The sequence below is a fragment of the Streptomyces yatensis genome (assembly GCF_018069625.1).
GTDB classification, from domain to species: Bacteria; Actinomycetota; Actinomycetes; order Streptomycetales; family Streptomycetaceae; genus Streptomyces; species Streptomyces yatensis.
Genome location: NZ_CP072941.1, coordinates 3,356,889 through 3,370,009, shown reverse-complemented (window position 1 = coordinate 3,370,009; position 13,121 = coordinate 3,356,889). Strand labels below are relative to the sequence as shown.

Here is a 13,121-nt window from a genome sequence, read left to right as displayed (position 1 = left end):
CCGCGGGCTCATCCGCGAGGAGAGCCAGGCGACAGGGCCTGGACGGCGCCCCTGGGCGGTTACGCATTTCCGGGAAACCGACCCGTGCGGCTAACCTCCTGAACATCCCATCGCACGCAGGAGAGACTCCATGGCCCACGCCGTCAACGTCCAGCGCTTGTCCACGACAATGCTGAAGACGCTGCGCGAAGACCCGGCGGACGCCGAGACCGCCAGCCACAAGCTGCTCGTCCGCGCCGGCTACGTCCGCCGCGCCGCCGCGGGCATCTGGACCTGGCTGCCGATCGGCAAGAAGGTCCTGGAGAACGTCTCGCGGATCGTCCGCGAGGAGATGGACGCCATCGGCGCCCAGGAGGTCCTCCTGCCCGCGCTGCTGCCCCGTGAGCCGTACGAGGTGAGCGGCCGCTGGGACGAGTACGGCGATCTGCTCTTCCGGATCAAGGACCGTAAGGGCGCCGACTACCTCCTCGGCCCGACCCACGAGGAGATCTTCACCCTGACGGTCAAGGACCAGTGCACGTCCTACAAGGACCTGCCGGTCATGCTCTACCAGATCCAGACCAAGTACCGGGACGAGGCCCGCCCCCGCTCGGGCGTGCTGCGCGGGCGCGAGTTCCTGATGAAGGACTCGTACTCCTTCGACACCACCGACGAGGGCCTCGCCGAGTCCTACCGGCTGCACCGCGAGGCGTACCAGCGGATCTTCCAGCGCATCGGCCTGGACTACCGCATCGTCTCCGCGGTCTCCGGCGCGATGGGCGGCTCGGCCTCCGAGGAGTTCCTGGCCCCGGCGGCGGCCGGCGAGGACACCTTCGTCGACTGCCCGAACTGCGACTACGCCGCGAACACCGAGGCGGTCACGGTGGCCCTTGCGCCCGTCGAGGGCGCCGAGCACGGGCCCCTGGAGGAGCTGGACACCCCCGACACCCCCACCATCGAGACCCTCGCCGAGTACCTCGGCGTCCCGGCCTCCGCCACCCTGAAGAACCTCCTGGTCAAGGTCGACGGCGAGATCACCGCGGTGGGCGTCCCCGGCGACCGCGAGGTGGACCTGGGCAAGCTGGGCGAGCACCTGGCCCCGGCCGTCGTCGAGCTCGTCACGGCCGAGGACTTCGAGGGCCGCCCCGAGCTGGTGCGCGGCTACGTCGGCCCGCAGGGCCTGGCGGGCAAGTCCCTGCGCTACATCGCCGACCCGCGCGTCGCCCCCGGCACCGCCTGGGTGACCGGCGCCAACAAGCCCGACACCCACGCGCGCAACGTGGTCTGCGGCCGTGACTTCGAGGTCGACGACTACCTCGACGTCGTCGTGGTCGAGCCGGGCGACCCCTGCCCCCGCTGCGGTACGGGCATCGAGCTGGACCGGGCGATCGAGATCGGCCACATCTTCCAGCTCGGCCGCAAGTACGCCGACGCCTTCCAGCTCGACGTGCTCGGCCAGAACGGCAAGCCGGCGCGGGTCACGATGGGCTCGTACGGCGTCGGCGTCTCCCGCGCCGTCGCCGCGCTCGCCGAGCAGACCCACGACGAGTCGGGCCTGTGCTGGCCCCGCGAGGTGGCCCCGGCCGACGTCCACATCGTCGCGGCGGGCAAGGCCCTGCAGACCGAGATGGCGCTCGACATCGCCGAGAAGCTGGGCACGGCGGGCGTGCGCGTCATGGTCGACGACCGCGCCGGGGTCTCCCCGGGCGTGAAGTTCACCGACGCCGAGCTGATCGGCGTCCCGACCATCCTGGTCGTGGGCCGTGGCGCCAAGGACGGTGTCGTGGAGCTGAAGGACCGCCGTACGGGTGAGCGCGAAGAGCTCCCGATCGACGAGGCGGTCTCTCGCCTCACCGCTATCGCCACCGACACCGCCACCGCCTGACGGGCAGGCCCGCCCGGCCGATCCCGGGACCCCCAGCCCCGCGCTCCGGCGCCCGGGGCTGGGGGTTGTGGGTGTGGTTGTGGGTTGTGGGTTGTGGTGTTGCGCGGCGTGGGCGGGTGCGGGCTTCGTCTCGCGCCTTCGGCGCAATTGAGCAGCGGGGCAGGGCGCGCCGGGGCGCGGCGCCGTCCCCGGCCATCGGGCCCGTTGGTGTGGCCGCCGGTGGCGGCCTCCGTGCTCGTCGGCGGAGCTCCTCTCCGGAGCGGCAGGGGGGTCTGGGTACCCCTCTGAAAAATGCTTGATCTGGCGCAACTAATACATCAAGCGTTTTCGAGAGGGGTACCCCAACCCCCCTGCTCTCCGGCATCAGCCCTGGCCCCCGGCCAGGGGCGCCGCCACCGGCGCTGGTTCCCACCGGCCCGGCGGTCGGCGACGTGGCTCGGCCCGGCACCCCCTGCTCCGCTGCTCAATGGCGCCGAAGGCGCGAGACGAAAGCCGCACCCGACCGAGCCGAACGCTCCCGCCCAGCAGGGCAGTTGCAGGCGGAGCCCCGTTACAGCCAGCCCGCGAACTCCAGCAGCAGCTCCGCGCGGCGCCGGTCGCCCGCGGCGGCGTGCCGCAGGGCCGTCTCGACGGCGCGGTAGAAGGACCAGCCCCGCAGCCGGTCGCGGTCGACCTCCAGGGCGTCCGCCAGCTTGCCGACCCGGCGGCGCGCGGCCGCGGCGGGGCCCGGGCCGGCTGCCAGGTCCTCGCAGCGGTCGAGCACCAGCCGCGCCAGGTCGTACGCGCGCTCGCCCACGACCGGCGCCGGGCCCACCGCGAGCCAGGGCGCGCGCTCCCCGGCCAGCACCTTGCCCTGCCGGAAGTCGCCGTGCAGCAGCACCTCCTCGGGCGGCTCGGCGGGCAGCGCCTCCCGCAGCTCCAGCGCCTCGTCGGTCAGCGGGCGGGCTTCCGCGGCCCAGCCCCCGGCGCCGAGCGTCCGCAGGGTCTCGCGCTCCTGGTCCGTACGCCCGGTGACCGACGCGAACGGATGTCCCTCGGGCGGCGCCACCCACAGTCGCCGTACCGTGCCCGCCGCCTCCAGCACTGCCTTCGCCTCGGGCAGCGAGCGCAGCGAGACCGTGCTGCGCAGCCGCTCGATCAGCAGCGCACCGGTGTCCGGGTCGGCGCGCAGCAGCCGGGCCGCGCCCCAGCCGTCCCAGTGGGCGAGGGCGGCGCGCTCATGGTCGGCGTCCGGGCCGGGGACCGGGAACTTCAGCGCCGCCGGGGTGCCGTCCGCCTGCCGTACGAGCGCGACGAGTCCGCGGCGCCCTCCGGGCGCCGACACCCGCTCCAGGGTCAGCTCCCACGCCGCCAGCTGCCGCTCGACCGTCTCGGGCAGGGTGTCGAGCCAGCTCCGCACGGCGCTCGCCGGGGTGTCGCTCAGCGCGTCCAGGAGCCGCTTCGGCACATGGACGCGGGCCGTATCGCGGCCGCCGGGCCGTGGTGCCGATGCCATTCCTGAGCTGTCCCCTCCACCATCAATGAGTTCACAGACCCCATCGGTCTCACACCCCGTCCGCGCCACCGCTGGGCGACGCCGACGGAGTGGCCGGTGCGGCGCGTTCGGTGAGTCCAGGGAAGGCTACGCCGCCGCCCCGCCAGCGCACCGCCCGGACCGCCGCCTCCCGCAGCGCGCCCGCGGCCTGGCGGCGCAGGGACCCGGTCGAGGCCCGGACGAGGTCGGCGTAGACGGCGGCGACCCGGTTCTCCAGCTCGGCCGCGAGCCGCACCGCGGCGGGCGCGTCCGGCACCGCGAAGGGCAGGGCGTAGGCGGGCGCCGCGGCCTCGGGGCTGCCGCCGAGGTCGCGCACGGTGCGGGTGAGGCCGTCCCGGCGCGCGCGGTGCGCGGCGTAGCCTTCGCGCGCCTCCGCGAGCCGGTCGTCGCCGATCCGCCCGCCGACGACGCCGTAGCCGTACACCGCGGCGTGTTCGGCGGCGAGCGCCGCCTGTGCGGCCCGGAGTGCCGCGGCACGCTCGCCGACGGCCGATCGGCCTGCTCGAGAGGCCATGTCAGTACCCCTTCCCGGTGGTCCCGAGCGTGATCACGAATCCGTGCCGCGCTGCGTGAGGAGATACACGTGGGCGGCGCCGCAGGCCGCGACGGAGGCCAGCAGCCGGGCCAGCTCGGGCGGCGCGGTGGCGAGCGCCGCGGTGCGGGTGTCGGCGGTCCGGCGCTCGGCCTGGGCGAGGGCGGAGAGGGCCTGTTTCTCGTCCTCGGGCACCTTCGGCACCCGCTGCCCGCCCGCGGAGGGCGAGCGCGACGCGGTCGCGGAGGGGGAGGCGGACCGGTCCTTGGTGGTGAAGACCGCGGCGTGCCGGGCCGTCTCCTCCCGCAGCGGCGCCAGCCGCTCCGCGAGGTCGGGATGGGCGTCCACGGTCGCGTCGTAGCGCGCGAGGAGTGCGGTGGAGTCCCGTGCGCCCCGCGCCCGCAGCAGGGCGACGGCCGCCTCGCCACCCGTGTCGCGCCGGGGCTCGGCATCGTCGGAACAGCCGCTCAGCAGCGCGACCGCCCCCAGCGCTCCGCCGCCCAGCAGCAGACTCCGCCGCCGGGGCACCGCGGCGTCGCGCGCTGAGGACTCGGCGGACGCCGGGAAGGCCGCGGACCTCGCGTCGGAGGCGGGTGTCGGAGGAGGTGGGGGAGTCGTGATCGACACGTTCCTCTTTCCGGGCTGCGGCCGCTCCCGGCCGCCGGTAGTGATCACAGCAGGCGAGCGTACCCGCGCCGAGCCCGTCTGCCCGGCAGCGGCCACCGAATCGTCAGCCCGCCGCCGGAACAGATAGGCTTTGACCTGACACGCGACCTTCCCACAACAGCACACGCGGCCGAGGAGTCACCCGGATGAGCACGACCCAGAGCGAGAGGCTGCGCGGACTGCTGGAACCGCTCGTCAGCGCGCGAGACCTGGATCTGGAAGAGGTCGAGGTGACACCGGCTGGGCGGCGGCGTGTGCTGAGAGTGGTCGTGGATTCCGACGACGGTGTCCAGCTGGACACGTGTGCGGAGCTGAGCCGGGACATCTCCAAGACCCTCGACGACACGGACGCGATGGGCCAGGTTCCGTATGTCCTCGAGGTCACCTCTCCCGGCGCCGAGCGCCCCCTGACCGAGCCGCGCCACTACCGCCGCGCCACCGGCCGCCTCATGCGAGCGCGGCTCACCGACGACGGCGAGCTGGTCGCCCGGATCGTCTCGGTGGACGACGAGGGGCTCGATCTGGAGGTCCCCGGTGTGAAGGGGCGCAAGCCCACCGCCAGACGGCTTGCCTTCGAGGAGATCTCCAAGGCCCGGGTGGAGATCGAGTTCAACCGCAAGCCCGAGGACAAGGCCGCGGGCGAGGACGACGAGAGCAAAGAGGAGGCGTAGCCGTGGACATCGACATGAGTGCCCTGCGGGGTCTGGTGCGAGAGAAGGAGATCTCCTTCGACCTGCTGGTCGAGGCGATCGAATCGGCGCTCCTCATCGCCTACCACCGCACCGACGGAAGCCGTCGCCGCGCCCGGGTGGAGCTGAACCGGGACACCGGCCATGTGACCGTATGGGCCCGCGAGGACGCCGAGGACCTGACGGAGGGCCAGGAGCCCCGCGAGTTCGACGACACCCCCTCCGGCTTCGGCCGGATCGCCGCGACGACCGCGAAGCAGGTCATCCTGCAGCGGCTGCGGGACGCCGAGGAGGAGATCACCTTCGGCGAGTACGCGGGACGGGAGGGCGATGTCGTCGCCGGCGTCGTCCAGCAGGGCAAGGACCCGAAGAACGTGCTGGTGGACATCGGCCGGCTCGAGGCGATCCTGCCGGTGCAGGAGCAGGTCCCGGGCGAGGACTACGCGCACGGCACCCGGCTGCGTACGTACGTCGTACGAGTCGTCAAGGGCGTGCGCGGTCCGTCGGTGACTCTTTCGCGTACGCATCCCAATCTGGTCAAGAAGCTCTTCGCACTCGAGGTGCCGGAGATCGCGGACGGTTCGGTGGAGATCGCCGCGATCGCCCGTGAGGCGGGCCACCGCACCAAGATCGCGGTCCGGTCCACTCGTTCGGGGCTGAACGCCAAGGGCGCGTGCATCGGCCCGATGGGCGGCCGGGTGCGCAGCGTGATGGCCGAACTGCACGGCGAGAAGATCGACATCGTCGACTGGTCGGACGACCCCGCCGAGCTGGTGGCGAACGCGCTGTCACCCGCACGGGTGAGCAAGGTCGAGGTCGTCGATCTGGCCGCCCGCTCGGCCCGGGTCACCGTGCCCGACTACCAGCTGTCCCTGGCCATCGGCAAGGAGGGGCAGAACGCCCGGCTGGCGGCCCGGCTGACCGGCTGGCGGATCGACATCCGGCCGGACACCGAGCAGTCGGGTGATCAAGGCTGATTCAGGCCGGATCCCGCGGGATCCGGCCTGAAATCGAGTGACGATTCGATCACTCCCCCCAAGGGGTGAGGTCGGTATGGGGAGGTAGACTTAAGCAGTGTCTGGCCGCACGCGCGCTGGTGCCTGCCCTGAGCGAACCTGTGTGGGATGCCGGGATCGGGCGGCCAAGAACGATCTGCTGCGCATCGTGCTGGTCGAGGGTGTTTGTGTCCCCGACCGGCGCGGTACGCTCCCCGGTCGGGGTGCTTATGTTCACCCCACACGGGTCTGCCTTGACCTGGCGGTTCGCCGCCGGGCCTTTTCCCGGGCCTTCAGGGGGCCGGGGGCGCTCGACACCACGGCGCTGCGCCGGTTTGTCGAGAAGGGTGAGCAGGCGACACCCTGAGTGAGTAGTTGGAAGAGAACGGCACGGGACACCGTGCGGTCAGGTACCTCGCGAGTCGGAAGTAGGTCGAGATTGCGATGAGCACTCGATGAGTACGCGATGAGTACGCCCATGAAGTAGCGACGGTCCGGCGACAACCCGGACCTAAAAGGAGCGAAGTGGCTAAGGTCCGGGTATACGAACTCGCCAAGGAGTTCGGAGTTGAGAGCAAGGTCGTCATGGCCAAGCTCCAAGAACTCGGTGAATTTGTACGTTCGGCGTCCTCGACGATCGAGGCGCCGGTTGTGCGCAAGTTGACTGACGCATTCCAGGGTGGCAACGGCTCCGGCCGTGCCGCCGGTAAGCCTTCGGCGCCGCGCAAGGCGACGCCCAAGCCGCCGACCCCCGGTCCGGCGGCCGCGGCTCGTCCGGCCGCCCCCAAGCCCCCGACGGCGCCCGGCCCCAAGCCGGCTGCCGAGGGCCAGCGCGGCACCCCCGGTGCGGCGCCCACTCCGGGTGCGGCGCCCACGCCGGGCCCGCGTCCCGCGCCCGCTGCCCGCGGCCCCAAGCCGGGCCCCGCGCCGGCGGCTCCGGCGCAGCCCGAGTTCACCGCGCCGCCGGCGGCCCCGAGCCCCAAGCCCGCCGCGGCCAAGCCGGGCGCGCCCGCCAAGCCGGGTGCCACGCCCGGTCCGCGCCCCGGCGCCCGTCCGGGTGCCCCGGGCCAGGGCCAGGGCGGCCAGGGTCAGGGTGGCCAGGGCCAGGGCGGTCAGGGTGGCCGTGGTGGCCCGCGTCCGGGCCAGGAGCGCCCGCGTCCGGGCGGTCCCCGTCCGGCCGGTCCCCGTCCCGGTAACAACCCCTTCACCTCCGGTGGCTCCACCGGTATGGCGCGCCCGCAGGCGCCCCGTCCCGGCGGCGCCCCGCGCCCCGGCGGCCAGCCCGGCGGCGGCCCGCGTCCGCAGGGCGGCGGCCAGGGCGGTCCCGGCCGTGGCCAGGGCGGTCCCGGCGGTCCCCGTCCCACTCCGGGACAGATGCCCCGTCCGCAGGGCGCCCAGGGCGGCGGCCCGCGTCCGGGCCCCGGCGGCGCTCGCCCGAACCCGGGCATGATGCCGCAGCGTCCGGCTGCCGGCCCGCGTCCGGGCCCCGGTGGCGGCGGCGGTCGTGGTCCCGGCGGCGGCGGTCGTCCCGGCGGTGCCGGCGGCGGTCGTCCCGGTGGCGGCGGCGGCTTCGCCGGTCGTCCCGGCGGTGGCGGCGGCGGTCGTCCCGGTGGCGGCGGCGGTTTCGCCGGTCGTCCGGGCGGTCCCGGCGGTGGCGGCGGCTTCGGTGGCGGCGGTGGCCGTCCCGGCTTCGGCGGTCGTCCCGGCGGTCCCGGTGGCCGTGGTGGCACGCAGGGTGCGTTCGGCCGTCCCGGCGGTCCGGCGCGTCGTGGCCGTAAGTCGAAGCGGCAGAGGCGCCAGGAGTACGAGGCCATGCAGGCCCCGTCCATCGGCGGTGTGATGCTGCCGCGCGGCAACGGCCAGACGGTCCGGCTGTCGCGGGGTGCCTCGCTCACCGACTTCGCGGAGAAGATCAACGCCAACCCGGCGTCCCTGGTCCAGGTGATGTTCAACCTGGGCGAGATGGTCACCGCGACGCAGTCCGTCTCCGACGAGACGCTGCAGCTCCTCGCCGACGAGATGAACTACAACGTCGAGATCGTCAGCCCGGAGGAGGAGGACCGCGAGCTTCTCGAGTCCTTCGACATCGAGTTCGGCGAGAACGAGGGCGGCGAGGAGATGCTCGTCGCGCGTCCGCCGGTGGTGACCGTCATGGGTCACGTCGACCACGGTAAGACGCGACTGCTGGACGCGATCCGCAAGACCAACGTCATCGCGGGCGAGGCCGGCGGCATCACCCAGCACATCGGTGCCTACCAGGTCTCGACCGAGGTCAACGACGAAGAGCGCAGGATCACCTTCATCGACACCCCGGGTCACGAGGCGTTCACCGCCATGCGTGCCCGTGGTGCCAAGTCGACCGACATCGCGATCCTCGTGGTGGCGGCCAACGACGGTGTGATGCCCCAGACGATCGAGGCGCTGAACCACGCCAAGGCGGCCGATGTGCCGATCGTGGTCGCGGTCAACAAGATCGACGTCGAGGGCGCGGACCCGACCAAGGTGCGCGGTCAGCTGACCGAGTACGGCCTGGTGGCCGAGGAGTACGGCGGCGACACCATGTTCGTCGACATCTCCGCCAAGCAGGGGCTGCACATCGACAACCTGCTGGAGGCCGTCGTCCTGACCGCGGACGCCTCGCTCGACCTGCGCGCCAACGCGGAGCAGGACGCGCAGGGCATCGCGATCGAGGCGCACCTGGACCGCGGCCGCGGCGCCGTGGCCACCGTGCTGGTCCAGCGCGGCACCCTGCGGGTCGGCGACACGATGGTCGCGGGCGACGCCTACGGCCGTGTCCGGGCGATGCTCGACGACAACGGGAACGCGCTGGAGGAGGCCGGCCCGGCGACCCCGGTCCTGGTCCTCGGTCTGACCAACGTGCCCGGCGCGGGCGACAACTTCCTCGTCGTCGACGAGGACCGCACCGCCCGCCAGATCGCCGAGAAGCGTGCCGCCCGCGAGCGGAACGCGGCGTTCGCCAAGCGCACCCGCCGGGTCTCCCTGGAGGACCTGGACAAGGTGCTCAAGGCCGGTCAGGTCCAGCAGCTCAACCTCATCATCAAGGGCGACGCGTCCGGTTCGGTGGAGGCCCTCGAGTCCTCGCTGCTCCAGCTCGACGTCGGCGAAGAGGTCGACCTGCGCGTCCTGCACCGCGGTGTGGGTGCGGTCACCGAGACCGACATCGACCTGGCGACCGGCTCCGACGCCATCGTCATCGGCTTCAACGTGCGCGCCGACGGGCGTGCCACGCAGATGGCCGAGCGCGAGGGCGTGGACGTCCGGTACTACTCGGTCATCTACCAGGTGATCGAGGAGATCGAGGCGGCCCTGAAGGGCATGCTCAAGCCGGAGTACGAAGAGGTCGAGCTCGGTACGGCGGAGATCCGCGAGATCTTCCGCTCGTCCAAGCTGGGCAACATCGCCGGTGTGCTCATCCGCTCCGGCGAGGTCAAGCGGAACACCAAGGCCCGCCTGGTCCGCGACGGCAAGGTCATCGCGGAGAACCTCAACATCGAGGGTCTGCGGCGCTTCAAGGACGACGTCACCGAGATTCGGGAAGGCTTCGAGGGCGGTATCAACCTCGGCAGCTACAACGACATCAAGATCGACGACGTCATCGCGACGTACGAGATGCGCGAGAAGCCGCGCGGCTGACAAGCGGCTGTCCCACCGGGGCCGGTCGGCGGAGGAATTTCCGTCGATCGGCCCCGGCCCTTGCGTGTACGGTGCCAGAAGCCCGCATTCACAAAGGCCCCACGGGTGGCTTGACCCGGACCGCATGTATGTAGGGACGTTGTCCTTTGACCTGCTTCTCGGCGACGTACGGTCGTTGAAGGAGAAGCGCTCCGTCGTCCGCCCGATCGTCGCCGAGCTGCACCGCAAATTCGCGGTGAGCGTGGCGGAGGTCGGGGACCAGGACCTCTACCGCAGGGCCCAGATCGCCCTGGCGATGGTCTCCGGGGACGCGGGCCATCTCACGGACGTGCTCGACCGCTGCGAGCGGCTGGTGGCGGCGCGGCCGGAGGTGGAGCTGTTGTCGGTGCGACGGCGGTTCCACGGTGGCGATGATGAATGAGGGCCGGATCGGCGGTGGCAGACCGCCCCGGCCATCGATGACTGACGCGAAGAAGAGAGAAGAAGACGCATGAGCGACACCGCGCGGGCACGCAAGCTGGCGGACCGCATCCGGGTCGTGGTCGCGGAGACTCTGCAGCGGCGGATCAAGGACCCGCGGCTGGGCTATGTGACCATCACCGACACCCGGATCACCGGTGATCTGCGGGAGGCGACCGTCTTCTACACGGTCTTCGGCGACGACGAGGAGCGGGCGGCCTCCGCCGCGGCCCTGGAGAGCGCCAAGGGTGTGCTGCGGTCGGAGGTCGGACGCCAGACGGGGGTGCGCTTCACCCCGACCCTGACGTTCGTCCCGGACGCCCTGCCGGAGAACGCCCGCACCATCGACGACCTCCTCGCCAAGGCCAGGGAGGCGGACGCCCAGGTGCGCGAGGCGTCCTCGGGCGCCAGCTACGCCGGCGACGCCGATCCGTACCGCAAGCCGGGCGAGGACGAGGACGACGAGGAGCCCGGCACGGACGGCCAGGAGCCCGGTACCGACGGCAAGGATTCACCGGACGCATGACGCGCAAGGGCAGGGCCGGTTCCGGGGCACCGGACGGCCTGGTGATCGTCGACAAGCCGGCCGGTTTCACCTCGCACGACGTCGTCGCCAAGATGCGCCGCTTCGCCGGCACCCGGCGGGTCGGCCACGCCGGAACGCTGGACCCGATGGCCACGGGCGTGCTCGTGATCGGCGTGGAGAAGGCGACCCGGCTGCTGGGCCATCTGGCGCTGACCGAGAAGGAGTACCGGGCCACCATCCGGCTCGGCCAGGCCACGGTCACCGATGACGCGGAGGGCGAGATCACCGCATCGGACGGCGCCCCCGGGGTCGACCCGGCCGCCGTCGAGGCCGGAATCGAGGAGCTGACCGGGGACATCCAGCAGGTCCCCTCGAAGGTCAGCGCCATCAAGATCGACGGCAAGCGCTCCTACGCACGGGCGCGGGAGGGCGAGGAGTTCGCGATCCCGGCGCGGCCGGTGACCGTCTCCTCGTTCGTCCTCCACGACCGCCGCGAGGCCAAGGCGGAGGACGGCACCACCGTCCTCGACCTGGACGTCACGGTGGTGTGCTCCTCCGGCACCTACATCCGGGCGCTGGCGCGCGACCTGGGCGCCGGACTCGGCGTCGGCGGCCATCTGACGGCCCTGCGGCGGACCCGGGTCGGTCTGTACGGGCTGGAGGCGGCCAGGACGCTGGAGAGCCTGGAGGAGTCGCTGGAGATCATGCCCATCGCCGAGGCGGCGGCCGCCGCCTTCCCGCGCTGGGACGTGGACGACCACCAGGCCCGGCTGCTGGGCAACGGCGTACGGATCGACATGCCCTCGGGGGAGGGGGCGCTGGGGCCGGGGACGGGGTCGGGGTCGGGTTCAGGGAGGGGTCCTGGACCGGTCGCGGTCTTCGGGCCGGAGGGGCGCTTTCTGGCCCTCGTGGAGGAGTCGAAGGGCAAGGCGAAGAGCCTGGCCGTCTTCGTATGAGGCCGTCGGGGCCCGTACGAGGCCGTCGGGCCGCGCCGTCGCCAGGGCGCCGCGGTGTGTCGTGGCTGACTCCGTGCTGCGTTGCGAGCGCCCGGACCGGCCGCCTACGGTGGCTTTCCGGCCGGTCCGGGCGCTCGTGGAGACCACCGATGCGAGGCGGGCGACCGGGACATGGCAGTCTTAGACCTGCGAAGTCGACAGACAAAGGTTCGGGCGAGGAGCGGGCAAAGTGCAGCGCTGGCGTGGCTTGGAGGACATCCCTGAGGACTGGGGGCGCAGCGTCGTCACCATCGGTTCCTACGACGGGGTGCACCGAGGGCACCAGCTGATCATCGGCCGTGCCGTGGCACGGGCGCGTGAGCTGGGCGTACCGGCCGTCGTGGTCACCTTCGACCCCCATCCGAGCGAGGTCGTGCGGCCCGGCAGCCATCCGCCGCTGCTGGCCACGCATCAGCGGCGCGCGGAGCTGATGGCCGGGCTGGGCGTGGACGCGGTCCTGGTCCTGCCGTTCACCACGGAGTTCTCCCGGCTCACCCCGGCCGACTTCGTCGCGAAGGTGCTGGTCGACAAGTTGCACGCACGGGTCGTGGTGGAGGGCCCCAACTTCCGCTTCGGCCACAAGGCCGCCGGGAACGTCGCCTTCCTGCGCGAGCTCGGCACCACCTACGACTACGAGGTCGAGGTCATCGAGCTGTACGAGCACGGTGCGGCGGGCGGCGGCGAGCCGTTCTCCTCCACCCTGGTGCGCCGACTGGTCGCCGAGGGCGATGTCGCGGGCGCGATGGAGGTCCTCGGCCGACCGCACCGGGTCGAGGGCGTGGTGGTGCGCGGTGCGCAGCGCGGCCGTGAGCTGGGCTTCCCGACCGCCAACCTGGAGACCCCGCCGCACACCGCGATCCCGGCCGACGGCGTCTACGCAGGCTGGCTGACGGCGCAGGGCGAGGCGATGCCCGCGGCGATCTCGGTCGGCACCAATCCGCAGTTCGACGGGACCGAGCGGACCGTCGAGGCGTATGCGATCGACCGGGTCGGACTGGATCTGTACGGACTCCATGTCGAGGTCGACTTCCTGGCCTATCTGCGGGGCCAGGAGAAGTTCGACTCGATCGAGGCGCTGCTGGAGCGCATGGCGGTCGATGTGAAGCGGGCCCGTGAACTCGTCGAGGAGCACGGCGGCAGCCGCTGAGGCGGTGTGCGGTGCGCCGTGAGCTGCCGTGTACGGCGTGCTGGTGCGCCCGTGAGGTAG

The 13,121-nt window shown here is 72.5% G+C and carries 12 protein-coding genes; 9 read left to right on the top strand and 3 right to left on the bottom strand.

Annotation, left to right across the window (positions count from 1 at the left end; all coding sequences use genetic code 11):
- Positions 1–130 precede the first annotated feature (130 nt).
- Complete coding sequence (locus J8403_RS13515) at positions 131–1,864, top strand: proline--tRNA ligase (RefSeq protein WP_211123416.1); 1,734 nt, start codon at positions 131–133, stop codon at positions 1,862–1,864.
- Between the two features lie 550 nt (positions 1,865–2,414).
- Here J8403_RS13515 and J8403_RS13510 read toward each other — a convergent pair.
- Genes J8403_RS13510 through J8403_RS13500 form a run of 3 tightly spaced genes read right to left on the bottom strand, consistent with a single transcriptional unit; the run spans position 2,415 to position 4,557 of the window.
- Entirely contained in the window at positions 2,415–3,359 is a 945-nt protein-coding gene (locus J8403_RS13510) for an aminoglycoside phosphotransferase family protein (RefSeq protein WP_211123415.1), read from the bottom strand.
- Between the two features lie 49 nt (positions 3,360–3,408).
- Entirely contained in the window at positions 3,409–3,912 is a 504-nt protein-coding gene (locus tag J8403_RS13505) for a ferritin-like domain-containing protein (RefSeq protein WP_211123414.1), read from the bottom strand.
- Positions 3,913–3,945: 33 nt separating this feature from the next.
- The gene (locus tag J8403_RS13500; protein ID WP_343245293.1) at positions 3,946–4,557 is read right to left on the bottom strand and encodes a hypothetical protein; all 612 of its coding nucleotides are present in this window, start codon (positions 4,555–4,557) and stop codon (positions 3,946–3,948) included.
- A gap of 185 nt (positions 4,558–4,742) precedes the next feature.
- Here J8403_RS13500 and rimP point away from each other — a divergent pair, with 185 nt between their 5' ends.
- The 8 genes from rimP (at position 4,743) to J8403_RS13460 (ending at position 13,061) form a co-directional block, all read left to right on the top strand.
- Entirely contained in the window at positions 4,743–5,267 is a 525-nt protein-coding gene (gene rimP / locus J8403_RS13495) for a ribosome maturation factor RimP (protein WP_211123413.1), read from the top strand.
- A gap of 2 nt (positions 5,268–5,269) precedes the next feature.
- The gene (nusA, locus tag J8403_RS13490; protein ID WP_211123412.1) at positions 5,270–6,262 is read left to right on the top strand and encodes a transcription termination factor NusA; all 993 of its coding nucleotides are present in this window, start codon (positions 5,270–5,272) and stop codon (positions 6,260–6,262) included.
- Positions 6,263–6,359: 97 nt separating this feature from the next.
- Complete coding sequence (locus tag J8403_RS13485) at positions 6,360–6,647, top strand: YlxR family protein (RefSeq protein ID WP_078644074.1); 288 nt, start codon at positions 6,360–6,362, stop codon at positions 6,645–6,647.
- A gap of 158 nt (positions 6,648–6,805) precedes the next feature.
- Positions 6,806–9,934 carry a translation initiation factor IF-2 gene (gene infB / locus J8403_RS13480; RefSeq protein WP_211123411.1) on the top strand — a complete coding sequence of 1,043 codons (3,129 nt, stop codon included), beginning with the start codon at positions 6,806–6,808 and terminating at the stop codon, positions 9,932–9,934.
- 124 nt (positions 9,935–10,058) lie between these two features.
- On the top strand, positions 10,059–10,355 hold the full coding sequence (locus tag J8403_RS13475) for a DUF503 domain-containing protein (RefSeq protein ID WP_014055274.1): 297 nt from the start codon (positions 10,059–10,061) through the stop codon (positions 10,353–10,355).
- 69 nt (positions 10,356–10,424) lie between these two features.
- On the top strand, positions 10,425–10,919 hold the full coding sequence (gene rbfA, locus J8403_RS13470) for a 30S ribosome-binding factor RbfA (protein ID WP_211123410.1): 495 nt from the start codon (positions 10,425–10,427) through the stop codon (positions 10,917–10,919).
- Positions 10,916–11,875 (top strand): tRNA pseudouridine(55) synthase TruB, encoded by a 960-nt coding sequence (truB, locus tag J8403_RS13465; RefSeq protein ID WP_211123409.1) that lies wholly within the window; start codon positions 10,916–10,918, stop codon positions 11,873–11,875. The genes rbfA and truB overlap by 4 nt, the downstream gene beginning before the upstream one ends.
- 229 nt (positions 11,876–12,104) lie before the next feature.
- A complete protein-coding gene (locus J8403_RS13460) occupies positions 12,105–13,061 on the top strand; it encodes a bifunctional riboflavin kinase/FAD synthetase (protein ID WP_211123408.1) in 957 nt (318 codons plus the stop codon).
- The last annotated feature ends 60 nt before the right edge of the window (positions 13,062–13,121 follow it).

Bases quoted from the DNA above. Each gene is read 5' to 3' on its own strand.
- J8403_RS13515 (WP_211123416.1), top strand. From the start codon at position 131: ATGGCCCACGCCGTCAACGTCCAGCGCTTGTCCACGACAATGCTGAAG.
- J8403_RS13510 (WP_211123415.1), bottom strand. From the start codon at position 3,359: ATGGCATCGGCACCACGGCCCGGCGGCCGCGATACGGCCCGCGTCCAT.
- J8403_RS13505 (WP_211123414.1), bottom strand. From the start codon at position 3,912: ATGGCCTCTCGAGCAGGCCGATCGGCCGTCGGCGAGCGTGCCGCGGCA.
- rimP (WP_211123413.1), top strand. From the start codon at position 4,743: ATGAGCACGACCCAGAGCGAGAGGCTGCGCGGACTGCTGGAACCGCTC.
- J8403_RS13475 (WP_014055274.1), top strand. From the start codon at position 10,059: ATGTATGTAGGGACGTTGTCCTTTGACCTGCTTCTCGGCGACGTACGG.
- rbfA (WP_211123410.1), top strand. From the start codon at position 10,425: ATGAGCGACACCGCGCGGGCACGCAAGCTGGCGGACCGCATCCGGGTC.
- truB (WP_211123409.1), top strand. From the start codon at position 10,916: ATGACGCGCAAGGGCAGGGCCGGTTCCGGGGCACCGGACGGCCTGGTG.